This window comes from Pseudomonas sp. 8209 (genome assembly GCF_028682105.1).
GTDB lineage: Bacteria > Pseudomonadota > Gammaproteobacteria > Pseudomonadales > Pseudomonadaceae > Aquipseudomonas > Aquipseudomonas palmensis.
In genome coordinates, this window is record NZ_JANIAH010000008.1 from 222,431 (window position 1) to 242,141 (window position 19,711).

Below are 19,711 nucleotides of genomic sequence, written 5' to 3' on the forward strand. Positions count from 1 at the left end.
ACTTTCCCTTCCACCGAAAAAGGACTCTCGGTCTTGTCGTTCATGACATCTCCTCGTCTGCACTTTGCCACCCTCAGCCTGTTCACCGCCCTGAGCCTTACCGCCACCGCCAGCTTCGCCGACGAAGACGAGGCCGTTGCCAAGGGCCGCTGGCAGGGCCTGGCCGGCATGGCCAACCTCTACCTGAACGATGCCGACGCACAGGAATTCATCGATGCCGGCGACAAGGAGAAAAGCGAGCACGACAACATGGCTGGCGCCCTGGCCTATTACCTGACGGCCGCACGCCTGGACCCGAAGAACGCCTATGCGTCCTACCAGGCCGGCGCCGCCCTGGCCTCGATGGAGAAGTTCGATCTGGCTGGCGACCTGCTCGACCAGGCCCGCGAGCGCGGTTTCTGGCAGGCCGTGATCCTGCGTGACGACGACGAGCTGGAGAGCATGAAGGACGCACCGGCCTACAAGAAACTGCTGCAGAGCGCCGAGGCCAACTACGCCAAACAGGCCAAGGATGCCGGTGCGGCGGCGTTCAGCATCCCCGAAGGCAAGGCCCCGGCCGGCGGCTGGCCGGTAGTGGTGTGGTTGTCCGGCTACGGCACCGAAGGCAGCAAGGGCATTCGCATGCGTGAAGAGCTGGTGGGCGAACGCGCCGTACTGGTGGGCGTGAACGGCACGCTCAAGCGCGACGAGGGCCAGTTCATGTGGCAGCAACACACGGTCGAGCCGACCGAGAAAGCCGTGGCGGCCGCGCTCAAGGCCCTGGAAAAGCAGACCCGCATCGACCGCTCGAACGTGGCGCTGATCGGCTTTTCCCAGGGCGCCGAACATGCGGCGCACCTGATCGCCGAATACCCGCAGCATTACAGCGGCGCAGTACTGCTGTCGCCGGGCGGCTTTCGCATTCCATTCGCCGTGCAGAAGGCCAAGGACAAGCGCATCGTGATCGTGCACGGCGCCAAGGAGCATTCGAGCAACCTGGAACTGACCGCAACCACGCAGAAGGCGTTCGAAGGCAGCAACCCGGTGCAAAGCCACGAACACCCGGCCGGGCACACCTTCCAGGATGACTGGGAAACGGCGTATCGCGGGTACCTCGATTACGCGTTGGGGCTGACCCCGGCGGGCTGACTACAGCGCGGCTTTCGCCAGCAAGGCTGGCTCCTGCAGGGTTGGGATAAACGGCAGGAGTCAGCCTTGCTGACGAAGAACCCTTCGAGATCTGTCCAAAAGTCCTACAGCAGGCCCCAAAAAACCATTCTATGCTTGCACCTGAGTTCGACGCCCCTGTGGCTCGAAGCTGGGGGGCTGTTATCGATGCACCGGGGCGCCGCAAGCCAATCCCGACACCGATACAGCCCCTCTTTTTTTGCCTCAGCGCAGCCCCAACTGCCCCCGCAGGTAGTCATACAGCCCCGACGCACTCTTGCGATAGCCATCAGCCGTCAGGTGCACCAGGTCGCCTCGCGCCAGCCCCTCTGCCTGCCACCGCGCAATCGAGCACTCCCCGCCCATGTAGGCCTGCCAGTCCCAGAACAGCACGTTGGCCTGGCGTGCCACCTGGCGCTGGATCTGCACCACCTGCGGCAACGACTGCGGGCGCCGCGTCGCGCAGGTGCGCGCGCCACGCTGCTTGATCGAATCCGAAGGCCCCACCAGCAGGATCACCGCCCGTGGCTGCACCCGCTTGAGCTGGGCCACGGTACGGCGCAACTGGTCACGGTACTTGGCCATGTCCAGGGTGTTGTCGAACGCCTCGTTGGTGCCATAGGCCAGAATGATCAGGTCCGGGCGCAGGGCCTTGAGGTTTTCCTGCCAGCCAGCCTGCCATTTGTCCTGCACCTCCAGCCGCGCACCGTTGATACCCAGGGCCGAATAGGTCACCCCGGCGTTCTTCTGGCCCTGGATGTACCAGCCACCCAGCACCGTGCCCGGGTGGGCATTCAGGCTCATGTCCACCGGCAGGCTGATGCTGTTGAGCGGCGGGCTGAAGCGCCACTGCCCGTTGCTTGCGGCCAGCATCACGCGGCGCGCCGCGTTCTGCCCGCCACGGGCGGTAAGGCTGCTGTTCTCCCGCGCCTGGTACAGGGCCGAGATACGGTAGCGCTGGGCACTGGGTTCACGCGCCTCCAGGCGCACGCTCGGGTTCGCCGCCAGCGGTACCGACAGGTAGCCCCCCAGCGGGAACTGGGTGCTTTGCTGGTTGCGCGCCGACACCAGCTCCCACTGGCGCCTGGCCGTCTTGAGGATCAGGTTGTCGTAGCGCGTGCCAGGTACCGGTGTCGCCGCCACAAAGCCTATGCCGCCATCGCCGTACTGCGACTGCAGCAGGCGACGCATCTCGCCGCTGAACAGGTCGGCGGCAGTGTGCGAATCTCCGAATTGCACGATATTGACCGGTGTGCGACTGGAGGTGCGCAGCTTGCCGGCCAGCACCGCAAGGTTGCCGTCACGGCTGCCGGTCGCCTTCTGCTGCACGGCGAGGGGGCGCGCGGCCGGCGCGTTGACCGCCGCCACCGGGCTGCAGCCCGGCAGTGCGCAGATAAGCGCCGCCAGCACCAGGATGTTGTGCGCTCGGCGCATGCTCAGTGTCCCGTTACGGTCAGGCCCGGGAAGGCGATCATCGACAGTACCTGCTCGGCGATCAGCTTCTGGCCCGTGGTGGTGAAGTGGATGCCGTCGTCGACACGGGTCTTGACCCGTTTGCCCTGGCTGTTCTGCAGGGTATAGGAGAACTCGTCGGCCTGGTAACCGAGCACGCCGTTGGCCGACACGTAATGCTGCTGGTACAACTGCGCCTGGCTTTCATACAGCCCGCTGAGATAGGCCATGGCCGTCGACAACTTGGGCTTTTGCATGTTGGGCGGGCCGACCCAGATTACCTGCACATTGTGCGCACGGGCCTCGTCCAGGATCCGGTCGATGCGCTTGCGGTACAGCGCCTCCCACTCAGGCGATTTGAAACGCAGGAACGGCTTGCCCTTGGATTCGGGCATGTCCCACGGGTCATTCGGGCCCAGGAACACCACCATCAGGCGGATGTTGGGGTGATTCTGCAGCGTGTCGGACACCGTCTGCGGCCAGTTGAAAAAACCGGGGTACGCCAGGCCCGTGCTCTGGCGGCTGAGGTTGACGCTCTTGATCTGGTAGCGCTTGAGCAAGGTGTTGGCCAAGTGCGGCGCCACGCCCTGCATCAGCGAGTCGCCCACCAGGAACACTTCGTCGCCAGCCGCCAGGCTCACGGCCTTGGGCGGCTGCCCCGGCACCAGCGGTTGCGCCGCCACCTTGACCGGTTGCACGGCGGGCTGCGCGGCGGGCGCCTGCGCCACAACCGGCTGCACTGCCGCTGGCTGCACAGCAGGGGGCCTGGCCGCAGGTGTCGGCGCCATCACCGGTACCTTGGCAGGCGCCGGCGCCTTGGCATGCGGCTGCGCCAGGTCAACCAGCACCACCGGCATACTGGGCGGCAGCTCGACCGTCGGCATGCCCTCGGCCTGGGCCAGCAGGGTCTGGCGCTCCAGGCTGTCGATGAAGCTGCTGCGCGCATCCCCCAGGGCCTGGGTCAGGTTGCCGCCCAGGCGCCACGCCTGGCTCTGCCCTACCCAGGGCAGCTCGCAGCTCTGGTGATACTTCTGCTGGCAGTACAGGCTGATGGAGTTCTGGTTCAGCCAGAACAGCAGCAAGGTGGTGACCAGGATCGCGTACAGCACCTTGGCCGCGCCCATTTGCGTCTTGAACAGCTGACCGGTACTAGAAGCTTGCATAGATGAACCCCGGCACGCCCGATTGCGAAGCGAAGATGACCAACGACACGAACAGCCCCAGCGGGATCGGGTAGAGCTGCCAGGGCAGCCGGCTGCTGGCGGCAAAACCCTGGCGCAGCAGCGCCAGCACCTGCGGGTACACCGCGATGTACAGCACGCAGCCCAGCAACAGCAGGCCAGTGGTGCTCAACAGCCCGCCCAGGCTCAGGCCGGCGATGCCGCCGAGCATGTCCAGCGCATCATCCAGGCTCGCGCAGCGAAAGAAGATCCAGGCGAAGGCGACGTAGTGGAAGGTCAGCAGGCGCGCCAGCACATCCGCGCCCGGCCAGCGCATCGGTTGTGGCAGCACGTAGGTTGAGGCCTTGTACAGCGCCAGCCCCACGCCGTGCAGCGCCCCCCAGATGATGAAGTTGAGGCTCGCGCCGTGCCACAAGCCGGAAACCAGCATCGCCAGCAGCATGTTCAGGTTGCCGCGCCATACGCCCTGGCGGTTGCCGCCCAGCGGGATGTACACGTAGTCGCGAATGAAGGTCGACAGGCTGATGTGCCAGCGCCCCCAGAACTCCTTGAGGTTGCGGGCCGCGTAGGGCGCATTGAAGTTGGCCGGCAGGCGAAAGCCCAGCAGCAGCGCCACGCCGGTCACCAGGTTGGTGTAGCCGCTGAAGTTCAGGTAGATCAGCAGGCTGTAGCCGTACACGCTCAGCAGCAGTTGCTCGGCGCTGAAGCCGCTTGGGGTCTCGAACACCGGGTCGACCCACTCGCTGCCCAGCCAGGCACTGAAGAAGAACAGCTTGACCACCGCCAGCGCAATCAGCCCCAGCGCCCGCTGCGGCTCCAGCACCTGGCGGATCTGCGCCGGGCGAATCTGCGGCAGCATGTGCGCGGCGCGATTGACCGGGCCGGCCACCAGGCTGGGGAAGAAGGCCAAGTACAGGGCCAGGTCCAGCGGCGCGGCCGGGGCCATTTCACCGCGGTTGATCGACACTAGGTAGCTGACCGAATGGAAGGTGTAGAACGACAGCCCGATCGGCAGCAGCACCTCCAGCACCGGCAGCGAGACGTCCAGGCCCAGGTCGGCCAGCGCGGCCTGCACGCCCCCCACGAAGAATTCCTGGTATTTGAAGACATAGAAGCAGCCCAGCACCAGCAGCAACACCATCAGGTAGGTGAAGCGCCGTCCGGGATGTCGCGCGCTGAACAGCCCCAGCAGGTAGACCAGCAGGGTGTAGCCGAGCAGGATGTACAGCGAATCGAGGCTGAAGCTTGCGACCAGCGCATAGCTGCCCGCCAGCAGCAGGACGTTCTGCAGGCGAACGCTCCAGCAAAGGCTCCAGTAGACCGCGAAAAACAGAGTGAAGCAGAGGCCGAACTCGATCGAAAGAAAGCTCACAACGTAGTCCATTACGCGACATGGAAGGGGGGACCCTGACCCGGATACAACCCGCGGCGCAGAGCGGGCGCGATTATGGCAGACAGCAGTGAGCCCCCACAATGCAAGCGGTGCAGGAAAATCAAGCCTGTTCCCACGGCATTTATGCAACAGAATGCGACGAAAGATCACAGGCGCTGATTTGCTCCCCCTGCCCTGCTCTGCTAGTGTCGCGCCGTTCAAACCGCCACCAGAGACAGCCGCCATGGCCCGAAAAAAAGCTGCCATTGACTTCGAGCAATCCCTTGCCGACCTGCAAGCGCTGGTCGAACGCCTGGAGAACGGCGAACTGTCGCTGGAAGACTCGCTGACCGCCTTCGAGCAAGGCATCGGCCTGACCCGCGATTGCCAGAGCGCCCTGACCCAGGCCGAGCAGAAGGTCCAGGTGCTGCTGGAGCGCGACGGCGAGTTGCGCGCCGAGCCGTTCGACGCGGAACAGCCGGAATGATCGCCGCCTACCAGGCCCGTTGCCAGGCCCAGGTGGATGCCGCGCTGGAAACCCTGTTCCACGCCCCCTCGAGCGAACTCGAGCGCCTGTATGCCGCCATGCGCTACAGCGTGATGAACGGCGGCAAGCGGGTACGCCCGCTGCTGGCCTATGCCGCCTGCGAGGCGCTGGGTGGCGCCAGCAGCGATGCCGACGGCGCCGCCTGCGCAGTCGAGCTGATCCACGCCTATTCGCTGGTGCATGACGACCTGCCGGCAATGGACGACGACGACCTGCGTCGCGGCCAGCCCACCACCCACAAGAAATTCGACGAGGCCTGCGCGATCCTGGCCGGCGACGGCTTGCAGAGCCTGGCCTTCAGCGCCCTGCTCGACCCGCGCCTGAGCCCGCAGGGCGATGCCATTCGCCTGGCCATGGTGCAGGCCGTGGCCCAGGGCGCCGGCCCCGCCGGCATGGTCGGTGGCCAAGCCATCGACCTGGGCTCGGTGGGGCTCAAGCTCGATCAGACCGCGCTGGAATACATGCACCGGCACAAGACCGGCGCGCTGATCGAAACCAGCGTCAAGGTCGGCGCCCTGGCCAGCGCGCGGGCCGATGCCCAGACGCTTGCGGCCTTGCAGCAGTATGCCCAGGCCATCGGCCTGGCGTTCCAGGTGCAGGACGACATCCTGGATGTCGAGAGCGATACCGCGACCCTGGGCAAGCGCCAGGGCGCAGATATCGCCCGCGACAAGCCGACCTACCCGGCATTGCTGGGGCTCGAAGCCGCCAAGGCCTACGCGCTGGAACTGCGCGACCAGGCGCTGGCAGCGCTGGCTGGGTTCGATGACAAGGCCGAGCCGCTGCGGGCGTTGGCGCGGTACATCGTCGAACGCCGCAGTTGACGGCAGCGGCCCTTCGCCGGCAATGCCGGCTCCTGCATCGAACCCTGTAGGAGCCGGCATTGCCGGCGAAACGCACACCACATACCTCAATGGGCAGCCTTCACCGCAATAAGGTAAACTGCCGCCTCATCACACCTATAACGATTCGCCTGATGCCCACGACGTTTCAAGAGATCCCCCGCGAACGCCCGGTCACGCCGCTGCTTGACCGTGCCGATACGCCAGCCGGCCTGCGTCGTCTGGCCGAAGCCGACCTGGAGAAACTGGCCGACGAACTGCGCCAGGAGCTGCTCTATAGCGTCGGCCAGACCGGCGGGCACTTCGGTGCCGGCCTGGGCGTCATCGAACTGACGATCGCCCTGCACTACGTCTTCGACACGCCGGACGACCGGCTGGTGTGGGATGTGGGCCACCAGGCGTATCCGCACAAGATCCTCACGGGTCGGCGCGAACGCATGCACAGCCTGCGTCAGAAGGACGGCCTGGCCGCCTTCCCGCGCCGCGTCGAGAGCGAGTACGACACCTTTGGCGTCGGGCACTCCAGCACCTCGATCAGCGCCGCGCTGGGCATGGCCATCGCCGCCCGCCTGCAGAACCAGGCACGCAAGTCGATTGCAGTGATCGGTGACGGCGCGCTCACCGCCGGCATGGCCTTCGAGGCGTTGAACCACGCCCAGGAAGTCAACGCCGACATGCTGGTGATCCTCAACGACAACGACATGTCGATTTCGCGCAATGTCGGCGGCCTGTCCAACTACCTGGCCAAGATCCTCTCCAGCCGCACCTATGCAAGCATGCGCGAGGGCAGCAAGAAGGTGCTGTCGCGCCTGCCCGGCGCCTGGGAGATCGCCCGCCGCACCGAAGAGTATGCCAAGGGCATGCTGGTGCCCGGCACCCTGTTCGAAGAGCTGGGCTGGAACTACATCGGCCCGATCGACGGCCACGACCTGCCTACCCTGATCGCCACCCTGCGCAACATGCGCGACCTCAAGGGGCCGCAGTTCCTGCACGTGGTGACCAAGAAGGGCAAGGGTTTCGCCCCGGCCGAGGTCGACCCGATCGGCTACCACGCGATCACCAAGCTCGAACCGCTGGACGCCCCGGCCACCGCGCCGAAAAAGGCCGCCGGGCCGAAGTACTCGGCGGTGTTCGGCCAGTGGCTGTGCGACATGGCCGCCGCCGACCAGCGCCTGGTGGGCATCACCCCCGCCATGAAGGAAGGCTCGGACCTGGTGGCGTTCAGCGAACGCTACCCCGAGCGCTACTTCGACGTGGCGATTGCCGAGCAGCACGCGGTGACGCTGGCGGCGGGCATGGCCTGCGAGGGCGCCAAGCCGGTGGTGGCGATCTATTCGACCTTCCTGCAGCGCGCCTACGACCAGCTGATCCATGACGTGGCGGTGCAGAACCTCGACGTGCTGTTCGCCATCGACCGCGCCGGCCTGGTGGGCGAAGACGGCCCGACCCACGCCGGCAGCTTCGACCTGTCGTTCCTGCGCTGCATCCCCGGCATGCTGGTGATGACCCCCAGCGACGAGAACGAACTGCGCAAGATGCTCAGCACCGGGCACCTGTACAACGGCCCTGCCGCCGTGCGCTACCCGCGTGGCAGCGGGCCGAACGCGACGATCGACGGCGACCTTGAGCCGCTGGAGATCGGCAAGGGCGTGATTCGCCGCCAGGGCAGCAAGGTCGCCCTGCTGGTGTTCGGTGTGCAACTGGCAGAAGCGCTGAAGGTGGCCGAAAACCTGGATGCAACCGTGGTCGACATGCGTTTCGTCAAGCCGCTGGATGAAGCGCTGGTGCGCGAGCTGGCTGGCAGCCATGAACTGCTGGTGACCATCGAAGAGAACGCCATCATGGGCGGCGCCGGCTCTGCGGTCAGCGAGTTCCTGAGCGCTGAAGGCGTGCTCAAGCCGATGCTGCACCTGGGCTTGCCGGATGTGTACGTCGAGCATGCCAAGCCGGCGCAGATGCTGGCCGAATGCGGGCTGGATGCTGCCGGGATCGAGACTTCGGTGCGTCAGCGGATGCAACTGCTGGGCCTTTAGACCCTTTCGCCAGCCAGGCTGGCGAAGGGCGCATCAGCCCAGCTGACGCGGTACCCGGTACAGGTAAAGGATCACCACGCTGGCGATGGCCAGCAGAATCTGCGGCACTCCCTCCAGGCCCACGAACACCGACAGTGCGGCCACCCACGCCGGCAGGCAGGCAAACAGCATCGACACACGGCGAACCCGCGCCAGCTCTATCCAGGCCGCCGGCTCTTCAGCGCTGTTCAGCGCCTTTTCAGTGGCAATCAACGCACGCTTGTAGGCGCTGAAACGCGGCAGGCTGAAGAACATCGAGGCCAGCCCGGCCAGAAACACCGGCATCACCAGCAGCGGGACACGCGCCACGCTGCCTCCGAACGCCCAGCCGAACACCAGCAGCGGCGCCAGGGCAATCGCGAAGAACTGCCACCAGGCGAACGCCAGCCGCCGCTTGACCTGGCCGCGGGTCACGCCCGACCGGCCTCGCCCTGGTGCTCGTTGCCCATCATGTGGCCGAGCTTGCCGGCCTTGGTGGCCAGGTAGTGCTTGTTATGCGGATTGTGCCCGGTGTGCAGCGGCACGCGCTCGGCTACCGCAATGCCCATGGCGGTGAGGGCTTTTACCTTGCGCGGGTTGTTGGTCATCAGGCGCAATGACGTGACGCCCAGGTGCTCGAGCATCGGCTGGCACATGGCGTAGTCACGCTGGTCGGCGGCAAAGCCCAGGCGCTCGTTGGCCTCGACGGTGTCGGCGCCGCCGTCCTGCAGTTCGTAGGCGCGAATCTTGTTCAGCAGGCCGATGCCACGGCCCTCCTGACGCAGATACAGCAGCACGCCACGGCCTTCGCGGGCAATGGCCTGCAGAGCGGCCTCCAGCTGCGAACCACAGTCGCAGCGCTGGCTGAACAGCGCATCGCCGGTCAGGCATTCGGAATGCAGGCGCCCCAGTACCGGCTCGCCATCGGCTACATCACCCAGGCTGAGCACAACGTGCTCGCGGCCGGTGGCTTCGTCGAGAAAACCATGCATGGTGAACGTGGCAAAGGGGGTGGGCAGCTTGGAAGCGGCAACAAAGACGACGGGCACCTTGTGCTCCTGATCAATAACGTGAAATTTGATGTGCGCCGATTGTAACAGCAGCGTAAGGCAGGTGCTTAGGCTGAATTCTTGGGCAAACAGATCGAGAAGTTAGATGCTGGCACGTGCGCCCTGCCCGGAATCGGAAACGGATACGGCTGCTGCCAGCGCTCGAAGATCTCGCGCAATTCACCGCTGGCGATCAGTTCGTCCATGCGCCGATCGAACAGCGCCCGGAGCGCACAGGCCTGCTCGGTCCTGGCAAAGGCCAGGTACAACGGCAACTCGGCGATGTGGGTGCGGCGGAACCGGGCCTTGTCACGGGCCTGGTTGTACACGTAGTCCACCTCGGTCTGGGCATCGATATAGAAGTCCACGCGCTTGAGTTCGAGCATCGGCAGGATGCCGTCGCGCCGCTGCACCTCGCGAAACTCCTTCACATCGGGCAGGTAGCGCTGGTACTCGTAGCCACGCACCCAGGAGAGCTTGTAGCGGCCGATGGTGGCGGCGCTCGGCACCGGCAGGCTGGCCAGCCCCAGAGCGTAGATATGGTCCTGGTCGAAGGCGTTGCGCGGGTAGAGGTAGTCGTTGCTTTCCTGCTCGTAGGAGCCGACCCAGGCATCGGCCTCGGCGCGCTTGACCAGGCCCACGGCGCGGCTGTAGGGCACGCTGATGGCGAGCACCTTGACCCCCGCCGGCTCGAACACCTTGCGCAGCACGTCCCAGGCCATGCCGCGCCCTTCGACGTCGGTGTAGTCCGGCCAGATCTCGCTGGCCAGGCGCACCTCCTGCGGCAACGCGGTCGGCTCGCCAGCCCAGGCGATGCCGCCACCCAGCGCCAACACCAGCAGCAACACTCGCCATGCGCGCATCAGGCCACTCCCTTCAGGTGAAACTCCACACCAGCGCCTGCATGCCCAACCAGGCGAACACGCCGGCCAGCACGTCATCGAACATGATGCCGAAACCGCCATGCACATGCCGGTCGATCCAGCGGATCGGCCACGGCTTGAGTATGTCGAAGAAGCGGAACATCAGAAAGCCTGCCAACAACCATAGCCAACCTTCCGGTACCAGCCAGAGGGTTATCCACATGCCGACCATCTCGTCCCAGACGATGCCCTCGTGGTCATGCACGCCCAGGTCGTCGGCGACCTTGCCGCACAACCATACGCCGAACAGCATGGTCAGCCCCAGCATCAGCCAGTAGCCCCAGTCGGGCAGCATCTGCCACAGCGGGATGAACGGCACGGCCACCAGCGAACCCCAGGTGCCCGGCGCCTTGGGCAGGGTGCCGGAGCCGAAGCCGAAGGCCAGAAAATGCCAGGGGTTGCGCCAGACTGAAGGCGGCACGTTTTCTGCCGGCACCTGATTGGGGTGATCGGTCACGGTGTCTCCCTAAAAATGTTGATAACCCCGCGTGCGCGGGGTGATGTCCGCCCCGGCGTGGTCACGCAGGCTGACGCCGCTGCCCGCCTCCACCCGACCGACCACGTGCACCGGCCAGCCGGCAGCCTGCAGGCCGGCCAGGTGCGCGGGGGGCAAGGTGAAGGCAATCACGTAGTCGTCGCCACCGGTGAGCGCGGCCTGTCGCGCACCTTCCAGGCCCAGCAGGCCCTGCAGCGCCGCACCCAGCGGCAGCTGTTCGAGCGACAGCACAATCGACACGCCCGAGGCCGTGGCAATGTGTCCGCAATCGGCCAGCAGGCCATCGGAGATATCCAGCGCCGCGCTGGCCTTGCCTCGCAGCGCCTGACCCAGCGCCAGTTGCGGTGGCGGCGACCAGTAGTGCGCCAGCAGCGGCTCGGCCAGCGCCACCGCCGCCTCGCGTTCGCCAAGCACCAGCGGCAAGGCCCCGGCAGCGTTGCCCAGCTCACCGCCGACACACACCAGGTCACCAGGCCGCGCACCGCTGCGCGTCAGGGCCTGGCCGGCAGGCACGCGGCCGAACACGGTCATGGTCAGGCTCAGCGGCCCATGGGTGGTGTCCCCGCCTACCAGGCTCAGGCCGCATTGTCGGGCCATCAGGTTCAGACCCTGGGCATAGGCCTTCAACCAATCGGCGTGAACCGTCGGCAGGGTCAGGGCAAGGGTAAAGGCCACGGGGGTGGCGCCCATGGCTGCCAGGTCACTGGCAGCCACCGCCAGCGAGCGCTGGCCGAGCAGGAACGGTTCGCACACAGCCGGGAAATGCACCCCGGCCACCAGCGTGTCGGTGGACACGGCCAGTTGCTCGCCGGCCGGCAGCGCCAGCAGGGCGCAATCGTCGCCGATCCCCAGGGCGACCCCGTCGCCGGCCTGCGCACAGGGCGCGGCGGCGAAGTAGTGGCGGATCAGCTCGAATTCACCCATGGGCAGGCAGCGCCGCAATCAGCGCTTGAACGCCTTCACTTCGGCTTCGCGCAGCCGCGGTGCGAGCTTGTCGAGCACACCGTTGACGAACTTGTGCCCGTCAGTGGCGCCGTACACCTTGGCCAGCTCGATACCTTCGTTGATGACCACGCGATAAGGCACGTCGACCCGCTTGATAAGCTCCCAGGTGGACAGGCGCAGCACCGACAGCTCGACCGGATCGAGCTCTTCGAGCACGGTGTCCAGGCAAGGCGCGAGGGCCTTGTCGATTTCTTCCTTGATCGCCGGCACGCCGTGCAGGATCTCGCGGAAGTAGGCACCGTCGACATCGGTGAAATCGTTATCGACCCGGAACTGCGCTTCGATCTCGTTCAGCGAGTGCTTGGCCATGTGCCACTGGTACAGCGCCTGGGTCGCGAGCTTGCGGGCTTCGCGACGCTTGGCGCTCTTGGAGGGCTTGCCAGCATCCGCAGGTTTTGGATCGCGCGGGTTGAAACGATCGCTTTCGTCGCTAATCACTTGGCCTCCAACTGCGCCAGCAGGCTGACCATTTCCAGGGCGGACAGGGCCGCTTCGGCGCCCTTGTTGCCGGCCTTGGTGCCGGAACGCTCGATGGCCTGTTCGATCGAATCGACGGTCAGGACACCGAAGGCAACCGGCACGCCGAACTCCATGGACACCTGGGCCAGGCCCTTGGTGCATTCGCCCGCCACGTATTCGAAGTGCGGGGTGCCACCACGGATCACGGCGCCCAGGGCGATGATCGCGGCGTATTCGCTCTGCTGGGCGACCTTCTGTGCCACCAGCGGAATCTCGAACGCACCCGGTGCACGGATGATGGTGATGTCGCTTTCGCTCACGCCGTGGCGAACCAGGGCATCAACGGCACCGCTTACCAGGCTTTCGACGACGAAGCTGTTGAAGCGGCCAACCACCAAAGCATAGCGACCTTTGGGGGCAATGAAGGTACCTTCGATGGTCTTCAGGGACATTGCGGGGTTCTCATCTTAAAGAGCCAGGCCGCAACGGTGCGGCCTGTGGGAGTTTTGTTCCGGATCAACAGCGGGAAACCAGCCCCTGCTTTATTCGGAGGGCACGTATTCTACAACTTCCAGATCGAATCCGGATATCGCATTGAACTTCATTGGCGAACTCATCAGGCGCATCTTGCGTACGCCCAGGTCGCGCAGAATCTGCGAACCGGCACCCACGGTGCTGTAGGTGGTGGGTGTCTTGACCTGGCTGCTGTCGGCGCTTTCGCGGATATGCGCCAGCAGCACGTCGCCGTCCAGCGGGTGTCCGAGCAGCAGCACCACGCCGCTGCCGGCCTCTGCCACGGCGCTCATGGCGGCGCGCAGGCTCCAGCGGCCGGGCTGCTTGACCAGCAGCAGGTCGCGCAGCGGGTCCATGTTGTGCACCCGCACCAGGGTCGGTTCCTCGGCGCAGATCTTGCCCAGGGTCAGGGCCATGTGCACGTCGCCTTCGACCGAATCGCGGTAGGTCACCAGGTTGAACTGACCCAGTTCGCTGTCCAGCGGCTGCTCGGAAATCCGCTGAATGGTACGTTCGTGGATCATGCGGTAGTGGATCAGGTCGGCGATGGTGCCGATCTTGATGTTGTGCTCGGCGGCGAACACTTCCAGCTCGGCGCGACGCGACATGGTGCCGTCGTCGTTCATCACCTCGCAGATCACCCCGCTCGGCTCGAAACCGGCCATGCGCGCCAGGTCGCAGGCCGCCTCGGTGTGGCCGGCACGGGCCAGGGTACCGCCGGGCTGGGCCATCAGCGGGAAGATGTGGCCCGGGCTGACGATGTCTTCGGCCTTGGCGTCCCGGGCGGCGGCGGCCTGCACGGTGCGCGCGCGGTCGGCGGCGGAGATGCCGGTGGTGACGCCTTCGGCAGCTTCGATCGAAACGGTGAACTTGGTGCCGAAGCCCGAGCCGTTGCGCGGGGCCATCAGCGGCAGCTTGAGCAGCTCGCAGCGCTCGCGCGACATCGGCATGCAGATCAGGCCACGGGCGTGCTTGGCCATGAAGTTGATGTGTTCGGCCTTGCAGCACTCGGCGGCCATGATCAGGTCGCCTTCGTTCTCGCGGTCTTCGTCATCCATCAGGATGACCATTTTGCCCTGGCGAATGTCTTCGACCAGTTCTTCGATGCTGTTGAGCGCCACGCGGCACCCCCTTCTAAATCAGGATTTCAGGTAGCCGTTGGCGGCCAGGAAACTTTCGGTGATGCCACCCTTGCCCGGCTCGGCGGCCTTGTCGCCCAGCAGCAGACGCTCCAGGTAACGGGCCAGCAGGTCGACCTCAAGGTTAACCCGACGCCCGGTGCGGTAGTCGGCCATGATGGTTTCAGCGAGGGTGTGCGGCACGATGGTCAGCTCGAACTCGGCGCCATCGACCTGGTTGACCGTGAGGCTGGTGCCATCGACGGTGATCGAGCCCTTGTGGGCGATGTACTTGGCCAGCTCGGCCGGCGCGCGCAGGCGGAACTGGATGGCGCGGGCGTTATCGCTGCGCGAGATGACCTCGCCGACACCGTCGACGTGGCCGCTGACCAGGTGGCCGCCCAGGCGGCTGCTGGGGGTCAGGGCCTTTTCCAGGTTGACCCGGCTGCCTACCTTGAAGTCGGCAAAGGCGGTGCAGTCGAGGGTTTCGCGGCTGACGTCAGCCCAGAAACCGTCGCCAGGCAGTTCGACGGCGGTCAGGCACACGCCGTTGACGGCGATGCTGTCGCCCAGTTTCACGTCGCCCAGGTCGAGCTTGCCGGTTTCGACATACACGCGTACGTCGCCGCCTTTGGGGGTGAGTGAACGGATGCTGCCGATGGATTCGATGATGCCGGTGAACATGAGTCCTCCTTCAGAACGGGTCGCGCAAGGCGCAGGCCGCGAATTATACGCCGGGCGCAGGCACAGGAATGGCAGTGACTCGCCAGTCATCGCCTACGGCGCGCATGTCGGTGATGTTGAGGGCCTGCGCTTCGCTCATTCTGGCCAGGGGCCAATCGAGCAATGGGCGGGCACTGGAGCCGAGAAACTTGGCAGCGATGAAGAGCTGGTATTCGTCCACCAGGCCCTGTTGCGCGAAGGCACCGGCCAGGCCCGGGCCGGCCTCCACCAGCACCTCGCTGGCACCACGCCGGGCCAGTTCGCGCAGCAGCGCGGGCAGGTCGACGTGCCCGTCGGTGCCGGGCAGGCTCAGCAGGTCATGGCCGGCCTGGGCGTACTGCGCAACTGGCGCGGCGGCCGTCACCACCAGCACCGGGCCGGCCTGGAAGAACGGCGCCGTCAGCGGCAGGCGCAGGCGCCCGTCGATGAGCACGCGCAACGGTGGGCGGGCCATCGCCAGGGCGGTGCTGTCGGCGTCCAGCCCAAGCTCGTCGGCGCGCACGGTCATGCGCGCGTTGTCGGCCAGCACGCTCTGGGCGCTGGTCAGCACCACGCTGGAGCGCGCGCGCAGACGCTGCACCGCCGAGCGTGCGGCCGGGCCGGTGATCCACTGGCTCTCGCCACTGGCCATGGCGGTGCGCCCGTCCAGGCTCATCGCCAGCTTGACCCGCACAAAGGGCAGGCCGTGTTCCATGCGTTTCAGAAAGCCCGGGTTGAGTGCGCGGGCCTCGGCCTCCAGCACACCGCTGGCAACCTCGATACCGACGTCGGCCAGGCGCTTGAGCCCCTGCCCCGCCACTTGCGGGTTGGGGTCCTGCATGGCCGCCACCACCCGCGCCACACCGGCCTTGACCAGCGCCTCGGCACACGGCGGCGTGCGCCCGTGGTGGCTGCACGGCTCCAGGGTCACATAGGCACAGGCGCCACGGGCCAGCTCGCCGGCCTGGCGCAGCGCGTGCACCTCGGCATGCGGTTCGCCGGCGCGTACGTGCCAGCCTTCGCCGACCACCTGCCCGTCACGCACGATCACGCAACCGACCCGCGGGTTGGGATGGGTGGAATAGAGACCCTTGCGCGCCAGTTCCAGCGCACGGGCCATGTAGTGGGCGTCGAGCACGTCGCGTTCGCTGAGCAGGCTCATTGCTTGGAAGGCTCGCGCGCCAGGCGGTCGATTTCTTCACGAAATTCGTCCAGGTCCTGGAAGCGGCGGTACACCGAGGCGAAGCGGATGTAGGCCACTTCGTCGAGCTTTTGCAGCTCGGCCATCACCAGTTCGCCGACGACCAGCGACTTGACCTCGCGCTCGCCGGTGGCGCGCAGCTTGTGCTTGATGTGGGCCAGCGCCGCTTCGAGGCGCTCGACGCTCACCGGGCGCTTTTCCAGCGCCCGCTGCATGCCGGCGCGCAGTTTTTCTTCGTCGAAGGGCTGGCGGCTGCCGTCGGTCTTGATCAGGCGCGGCAGCACCAGTTCGGCGGTTTCGAAGGTGGTGAAGCGCTCACCGCAGGCCACGCATTCGCGGCGACGGCGCACTTGTTCGCCCTCGGCAACCAGTCGCGAGTCGATGACCTTGGTGTCGTTGGCACCGCAGAAGGGACAGTGCATGGTGGCAGGCAACAAAAAAAGGGAGGGTCATGGTAGCGCATCCCACTGGCAAGACAAGCCAAAGCAGTTACCATCCAGTGAGGAAATATCCCCCCGAAGGAATTGATCATGCCCTTTAGAGCGCTCGTTGTGCTCAGTTTTGCCGCCCTGCTGGCCGCCTGCAGCAGCGATGAACCCAAGCCGGTGCTGGCCCCCAAGGCCCCGGTAGCGGCCAAGCAACCTGTGGCCCTGGGCCCGCTGCCGGCCTACCAGCGTGAAATCAGCGGCACCCTACTTGGCATCCCGTCGGGCGCCGAGGTCGAGCTGGCGCTGCTGGTGGTCGACCCGCGCGGCCGCCCGCAACGCCTGCTGGCCAGCAGCAACCTGGACGCCAACGGCCAGGACCTGCCGTTCCAGCTGCGTTTCAACCCCGAGGCGTTCCCTGCCGGTGCGCGGGTGGAGCTGCGCGGGCGTGCCAGCCAGTCCGGGCAGCTGATCCTGCACCTGCAACCTGTGGCGGTCAGCAGCCCGCAAACCCAGGCCACCGGCCCGCTGCGCCTCGAAAAAGCGCCGTGACCGCGCCGATCCACCTGCAACAGGCGTTGAGCGGGCTGCTGGGGGACGCACGGCTGGTGGTCAGCGAGCTGCCGGCCTGCGACCTCAAGCTGTGGCTGATCGATGCGCACAACATGGACCGCGCGTTCAGCCCCGAGGAAACCCGGCGCATCCTGCACGAGCCGCCCTACTGGGCCTTCTGCTGGGCCAGCGGTCTGGCCATGGCGCGCTACCTGGCCGCCCGCCCCGAGTGGGTGGCCGGCAAACGCGTGCTGGACTTCGGCGCAGGCTCGGGAATTGCCGGCATCGCCGCCGCCCGCGCCGGGGCGCTTGAAGTGGTGGCCTGCGACCTCGACCCGCTGGCGCTGCAGGCAAGCCGCGCGAATGCCGCGCTCAACCAGGTGCAGTTGGGCTACTCCAGCGATTTCTTCGCCGAGGCCGACCGCTTCGACCTGGTGCTGGTGGCCGATGTGCTCTACGACCGCGCCAACCTGCCGCTGCTCGATGCGTTTCTCAGCCGCGGGCACCAGGCGCTGGTGGCCGACTCGCGGGTGCGCGACTTCCGTCACCCCCTGTACCGCCAACTCGACACCCTGCACGCCCTGACCCTGCCAGACCTGGCCGAACCCCACGAATTCCGCCAGGTGAGCCTGTACCACGCCAGCCGCAGCGCTTTATAGTGTTGCCATTCAAGGATTTGCGAGAGTCGCGATGAGCCAGGAAACCCCGTACATCTTCAATGCCACCAGCGCCGACTTCGACCAGTCGGTGATCCAGAACTCCCACGTCAAACCCGTGCTCGTCGACTTCTGGGCCGACTGGTGCGCGCCGTGCAAGGTGCTGATGCCGCTGCTGGAGAAAATCACCGCCGAATACCGGGGTGAGCTGCTGCTGGCCAAGGTCAACTGCGATGTGGAACAGGACATTGTCGCGCGCTTCGGTATCCGCAGCCTGCCGACGGTGGTGCTGTTCAAGGATGGCCAGCCGGTCGACGGCTTTGCCGAGGCACGCCCGGAGTCGGAAATCCGCGCAATGCTCGAACCGCATGTGCAACTGCCGCCACCGGCGGCGGCCGACCCGCTGGTAGTGGCCCAGGGGCTGTTTGCCGAGGGACGCTTCAGCGAGGCCGAGGCGCTGCTCCAGGCCCTGCTGACCGAAGACAACAGCAATGCCGCGGCACTGATCCTGTATGCCCGTTGCCTGGCCGAGCGTGGCGAGCTGGGCGAAGCGCAGACCGTGCTCGATGCGGTCAAGAGCGATGAGCACAAGGCTGCACTGGCCGGTGCCAAGGCGCAGCTGACGTTCCTCAAGCAGGCCGCCAGCCTGCCGGACGTGGCCGACCTGAAGTCACGCCTGGCACAGAACGCCGAGGATGACGAGGCGGCGTATCAGCTGGCAGTGCAGCAGCTGTCGCGCCAGCAGTACGAGGCGGCGCTGGACGGGCTGCTGAAACTGTTCAAGCGCAACCGCGGGTATGAAGGCGGCCTGCCGCACAAGACCCTGCTGCAGGTGTTCGACCTGCTGGGCAACGAGCACCCGCTGGTGCTGGATTACCGCCGCAAGCTGTTTGCTGCGTTGTACTGAGGTCAACCGCCCGCTCCCACAAGGTTACCTACCCGCGCTGTGGGAGCGGGCTTGACCCGCGATGGGATCAACGCGGTGTTCAGCCGACCCAGTGATAGACCGGCGCATCCGCCCCGCTTTCCACCCTCACCTCGCTGCTATGGCGCAAACGCACCAGCAGGCGCTTGCCGGCCGCCGTATTGCCCGCCAACCCCTCCAGCGCCTCCAGCAACTGGGGCCCGTTCAACTGACCGGCCTTGCGCAACACCTCGCGCGCCGCCTGCCACACTGCATCGTCCGGTCGAACCGGCGCCGTCGGTACAGCAGCGGCAACCGCCGGCGCCCCGGCCGCCTGCAACTGCCCGCCCAGCTGCGCCCACTCATGGGGCTCCAGCTCCACGCTCAAATCCACCGGCCATTCGCCGATGTGTCCACGAATACGCACGTTCGCACCCTCCACTCGATCAGGCGCCCATGCTCCCACGAAGTTTCATCCAGCGACACTGGTACGCAGCCGACAAGTTGTTATAACATTTCGAAACTCTTTCAGCGCCTTCCGGAGTTCCGCCCATGCGTCGTCTGCTGCTTGCCTTGCCGTTTGCCCTGCTGCCCCTGAGTCTGGTTTACGCCCATGACGACCATGACCATGAGCATGGCAGCCTGGGCGCCCATGAACATGGCGTGGCGCACCTGAACGTCGCACTCGACGGCAATGCCCTGGAGCTGGAATTCGACAGCCCGGCGATGAACCTGGTGGGCTTCGAACATGCCGCCACTTCTGCCACCGACAAGGCCAAGGTCGCGGCCGTGCGCGCCCAGCTCGAAACACCCCTGGCGCTGTTCGGCCTGAACAAGGCAGCCGGTTGCAGCGAAACCGACCAAGACCTGCAAAGCCCGCTGTTCGGCGACAAGCCGGTGCATGACGAGGATGGCGACGCCCACGATCACGAACACAGCGACATCAACGCCCATTACAAACTCGAATGCACCACCCCGGCCCAGCTCACCCGACTGGACCTGGCGCCACTGTTCAAGGCCTTCCCCGCCACCCAGAAGATCCAGCTGCAACTGGTGGGCCCCAATGGCCAGAAGGGCGTGGACCTGACCCCGACCCGCAGCGCGATCGACTTCTGAC

General features: G+C 66.1%; 23 protein-coding genes. 8 read left to right on the forward strand and 15 right to left on the reverse strand.

From position 1 onward, the window contains the following. Positions 1-42 precede the first annotated feature (42 nt). Positions 43-1,128: a dienelactone hydrolase family protein gene (locus NP552_RS18965; protein WP_274097051.1), complete on the forward strand. Its 1,086-nt coding sequence runs from the start codon at positions 43-45 to the stop codon at positions 1,126-1,128. Between the two features lie 243 nt (positions 1,129-1,371). On the opposite strand, the gene NP552_RS18970 is transcribed toward NP552_RS18965, so the two are convergent. The 3 genes from NP552_RS18970 to NP552_RS18980 are packed head-to-tail and all read right to left on the reverse strand — an operon-like array spanning position 1,372 to position 5,151. After that, positions 1,372-2,580, reverse strand: a complete 1,209-nt coding sequence (locus tag NP552_RS18970) for an SGNH/GDSL hydrolase family protein (RefSeq protein WP_043861881.1) — start codon at positions 2,578-2,580, stop codon at positions 1,372-1,374. Between the two features lie 2 nt (positions 2,581-2,582). Further along, positions 2,583-3,761, reverse strand: coding sequence for an SGNH/GDSL hydrolase family protein (locus tag NP552_RS18975; RefSeq protein ID WP_196932646.1), 1,179 nt, complete (start codon positions 3,759-3,761; stop codon positions 2,583-2,585). Beyond that, positions 3,748-5,151 carry an MBOAT family O-acyltransferase gene (locus tag NP552_RS18980; RefSeq protein WP_238596467.1) on the reverse strand — a complete coding sequence of 468 codons (1,404 nt, stop codon included), beginning with the start codon at positions 5,149-5,151 and terminating at the stop codon, positions 3,748-3,750. Before NP552_RS18980 ends, NP552_RS18975 begins: the two co-directional genes overlap by 14 nt. 244 nt (positions 5,152-5,395) lie before the next feature. On the opposite strand from NP552_RS18980, the gene NP552_RS18985 reads away from it, so the two are divergent. From NP552_RS18985 to dxs, 3 genes are all read left to right on the forward strand, one after another. After that, the gene (locus NP552_RS18985; RefSeq protein WP_043861884.1) at positions 5,396-5,638 is read left to right on the forward strand and encodes an exodeoxyribonuclease VII small subunit; all 243 of its coding nucleotides are present in this window, start codon (positions 5,396-5,398) and stop codon (positions 5,636-5,638) included. Then, complete coding sequence (locus tag NP552_RS18990) at positions 5,635-6,522, forward strand: polyprenyl synthetase family protein (RefSeq protein WP_210014646.1); 888 nt, start codon at positions 5,635-5,637, stop codon at positions 6,520-6,522. Before NP552_RS18985 ends, NP552_RS18990 begins: the two co-directional genes overlap by 4 nt. A gap of 152 nt (positions 6,523-6,674) precedes the next feature. Beyond that, the gene (gene dxs / locus NP552_RS18995) at positions 6,675-8,573 is read left to right on the forward strand and encodes a 1-deoxy-D-xylulose-5-phosphate synthase (protein ID WP_229590311.1); all 1,899 of its coding nucleotides are present in this window, start codon (positions 6,675-6,677) and stop codon (positions 8,571-8,573) included. Positions 8,574-8,606: 33 nt separating this feature from the next. On the opposite strand, the gene NP552_RS19000 is transcribed toward dxs, so the two are convergent. From NP552_RS19000 to nrdR, 11 genes are all read right to left on the reverse strand, one after another. Next, the gene (locus NP552_RS19000; protein ID WP_043861887.1) at positions 8,607-9,026 is read right to left on the reverse strand and encodes a hypothetical protein; all 420 of its coding nucleotides are present in this window, start codon (positions 9,024-9,026) and stop codon (positions 8,607-8,609) included. Beyond that, entirely contained in the window at positions 9,023-9,640 is a 618-nt protein-coding gene (gene ribA, locus NP552_RS19005; RefSeq protein ID WP_043861888.1) for a GTP cyclohydrolase II, read from the reverse strand. Before ribA ends, NP552_RS19000 begins: the two co-directional genes overlap by 4 nt. A gap of 68 nt (positions 9,641-9,708) precedes the next feature. Further along, positions 9,709-10,503, reverse strand: coding sequence for a substrate-binding periplasmic protein (locus NP552_RS19010; protein WP_078481663.1), 795 nt, complete (start codon positions 10,501-10,503; stop codon positions 9,709-9,711). 13 nt (positions 10,504-10,516) lie between these two features. After that, positions 10,517-11,020, reverse strand: a complete 504-nt coding sequence (locus tag NP552_RS19015; RefSeq protein ID WP_043861890.1) for a phosphatidylglycerophosphatase A family protein — start codon at positions 11,018-11,020, stop codon at positions 10,517-10,519. 9 nt (positions 11,021-11,029) lie between these two features. Then, complete coding sequence (gene thiL, locus NP552_RS19020) at positions 11,030-11,983, reverse strand: thiamine-phosphate kinase (RefSeq protein ID WP_100634157.1); 954 nt, start codon at positions 11,981-11,983, stop codon at positions 11,030-11,032. 18 nt (positions 11,984-12,001) lie between these two features. Beyond that, positions 12,002-12,502 (reverse strand): transcription antitermination factor NusB, encoded by a 501-nt coding sequence (gene nusB, locus NP552_RS19025; protein WP_043861892.1) that lies wholly within the window; start codon positions 12,500-12,502, stop codon positions 12,002-12,004. Next, complete coding sequence (gene ribH, locus NP552_RS19030; protein WP_043861893.1) at positions 12,499-12,975, reverse strand: 6,7-dimethyl-8-ribityllumazine synthase; 477 nt, start codon at positions 12,973-12,975, stop codon at positions 12,499-12,501. Before ribH ends, nusB begins: the two co-directional genes overlap by 4 nt. Before the next feature lie 90 nt (positions 12,976-13,065). Continuing rightward, positions 13,066-14,157, reverse strand: coding sequence for a bifunctional 3,4-dihydroxy-2-butanone-4-phosphate synthase/GTP cyclohydrolase II (gene ribBA, locus NP552_RS19035; protein WP_043861894.1), 1,092 nt, complete (start codon positions 14,155-14,157; stop codon positions 13,066-13,068). A gap of 18 nt (positions 14,158-14,175) precedes the next feature. Next, positions 14,176-14,838 carry a riboflavin synthase gene (locus NP552_RS19040; RefSeq protein WP_043861895.1) on the reverse strand — a complete coding sequence of 221 codons (663 nt, stop codon included), beginning with the start codon at positions 14,836-14,838 and terminating at the stop codon, positions 14,176-14,178. Positions 14,839-14,881: 43 nt separating this feature from the next. Beyond that, entirely contained in the window at positions 14,882-16,018 is a 1,137-nt protein-coding gene (ribD, locus tag NP552_RS19045) for a bifunctional diaminohydroxyphosphoribosylaminopyrimidine deaminase/5-amino-6-(5-phosphoribosylamino)uracil reductase RibD (protein WP_274097052.1), read from the reverse strand. After that, entirely contained in the window at positions 16,015-16,479 is a 465-nt protein-coding gene (nrdR, locus tag NP552_RS19050; RefSeq protein WP_043861897.1) for a transcriptional regulator NrdR, read from the reverse strand. The genes ribD and nrdR overlap by 4 nt, the downstream gene beginning before the upstream one ends. A 108-nt stretch (positions 16,480-16,587) precedes the next feature. Between nrdR and NP552_RS19055 the strand changes: the two genes are divergently transcribed. From NP552_RS19055 to trxA, 3 genes are read left to right on the forward strand one after another with little or no spacing between them, the layout of a single operon-like run. After that, positions 16,588-17,034 carry a YbaY family lipoprotein gene (locus tag NP552_RS19055; protein WP_043861898.1) on the forward strand — a complete coding sequence of 149 codons (447 nt, stop codon included), beginning with the start codon at positions 16,588-16,590 and terminating at the stop codon, positions 17,032-17,034. Next, positions 17,031-17,693 (forward strand): class I SAM-dependent methyltransferase, encoded by a 663-nt coding sequence (locus NP552_RS19060; protein ID WP_054916423.1) that lies wholly within the window; start codon positions 17,031-17,033, stop codon positions 17,691-17,693. Before NP552_RS19055 ends, NP552_RS19060 begins: the two co-directional genes overlap by 4 nt. Positions 17,694-17,724: 31 nt before the next feature. Next, positions 17,725-18,597 (forward strand): thioredoxin, encoded by an 873-nt coding sequence (gene trxA / locus NP552_RS19065; RefSeq protein WP_054916424.1) that lies wholly within the window; start codon positions 17,725-17,727, stop codon positions 18,595-18,597. A gap of 79 nt (positions 18,598-18,676) precedes the next feature. Here the strand turns inward: trxA and NP552_RS19070 are convergent, their stop codons facing one another. After that, positions 18,677-19,021, reverse strand: a complete 345-nt coding sequence (locus tag NP552_RS19070) for a hypothetical protein (RefSeq protein WP_078481672.1) — start codon at positions 19,019-19,021, stop codon at positions 18,677-18,679. Positions 19,022-19,146: 125 nt separating this feature from the next. Between NP552_RS19070 and NP552_RS19075 the strand changes: the two genes are divergently transcribed. Continuing rightward, positions 19,147-19,710 (forward strand): DUF2796 domain-containing protein, encoded by a 564-nt coding sequence (locus tag NP552_RS19075; RefSeq protein ID WP_088514366.1) that lies wholly within the window; start codon positions 19,147-19,149, stop codon positions 19,708-19,710. The last annotated feature ends 1 nt before the right edge of the window (position 19,711 follow it).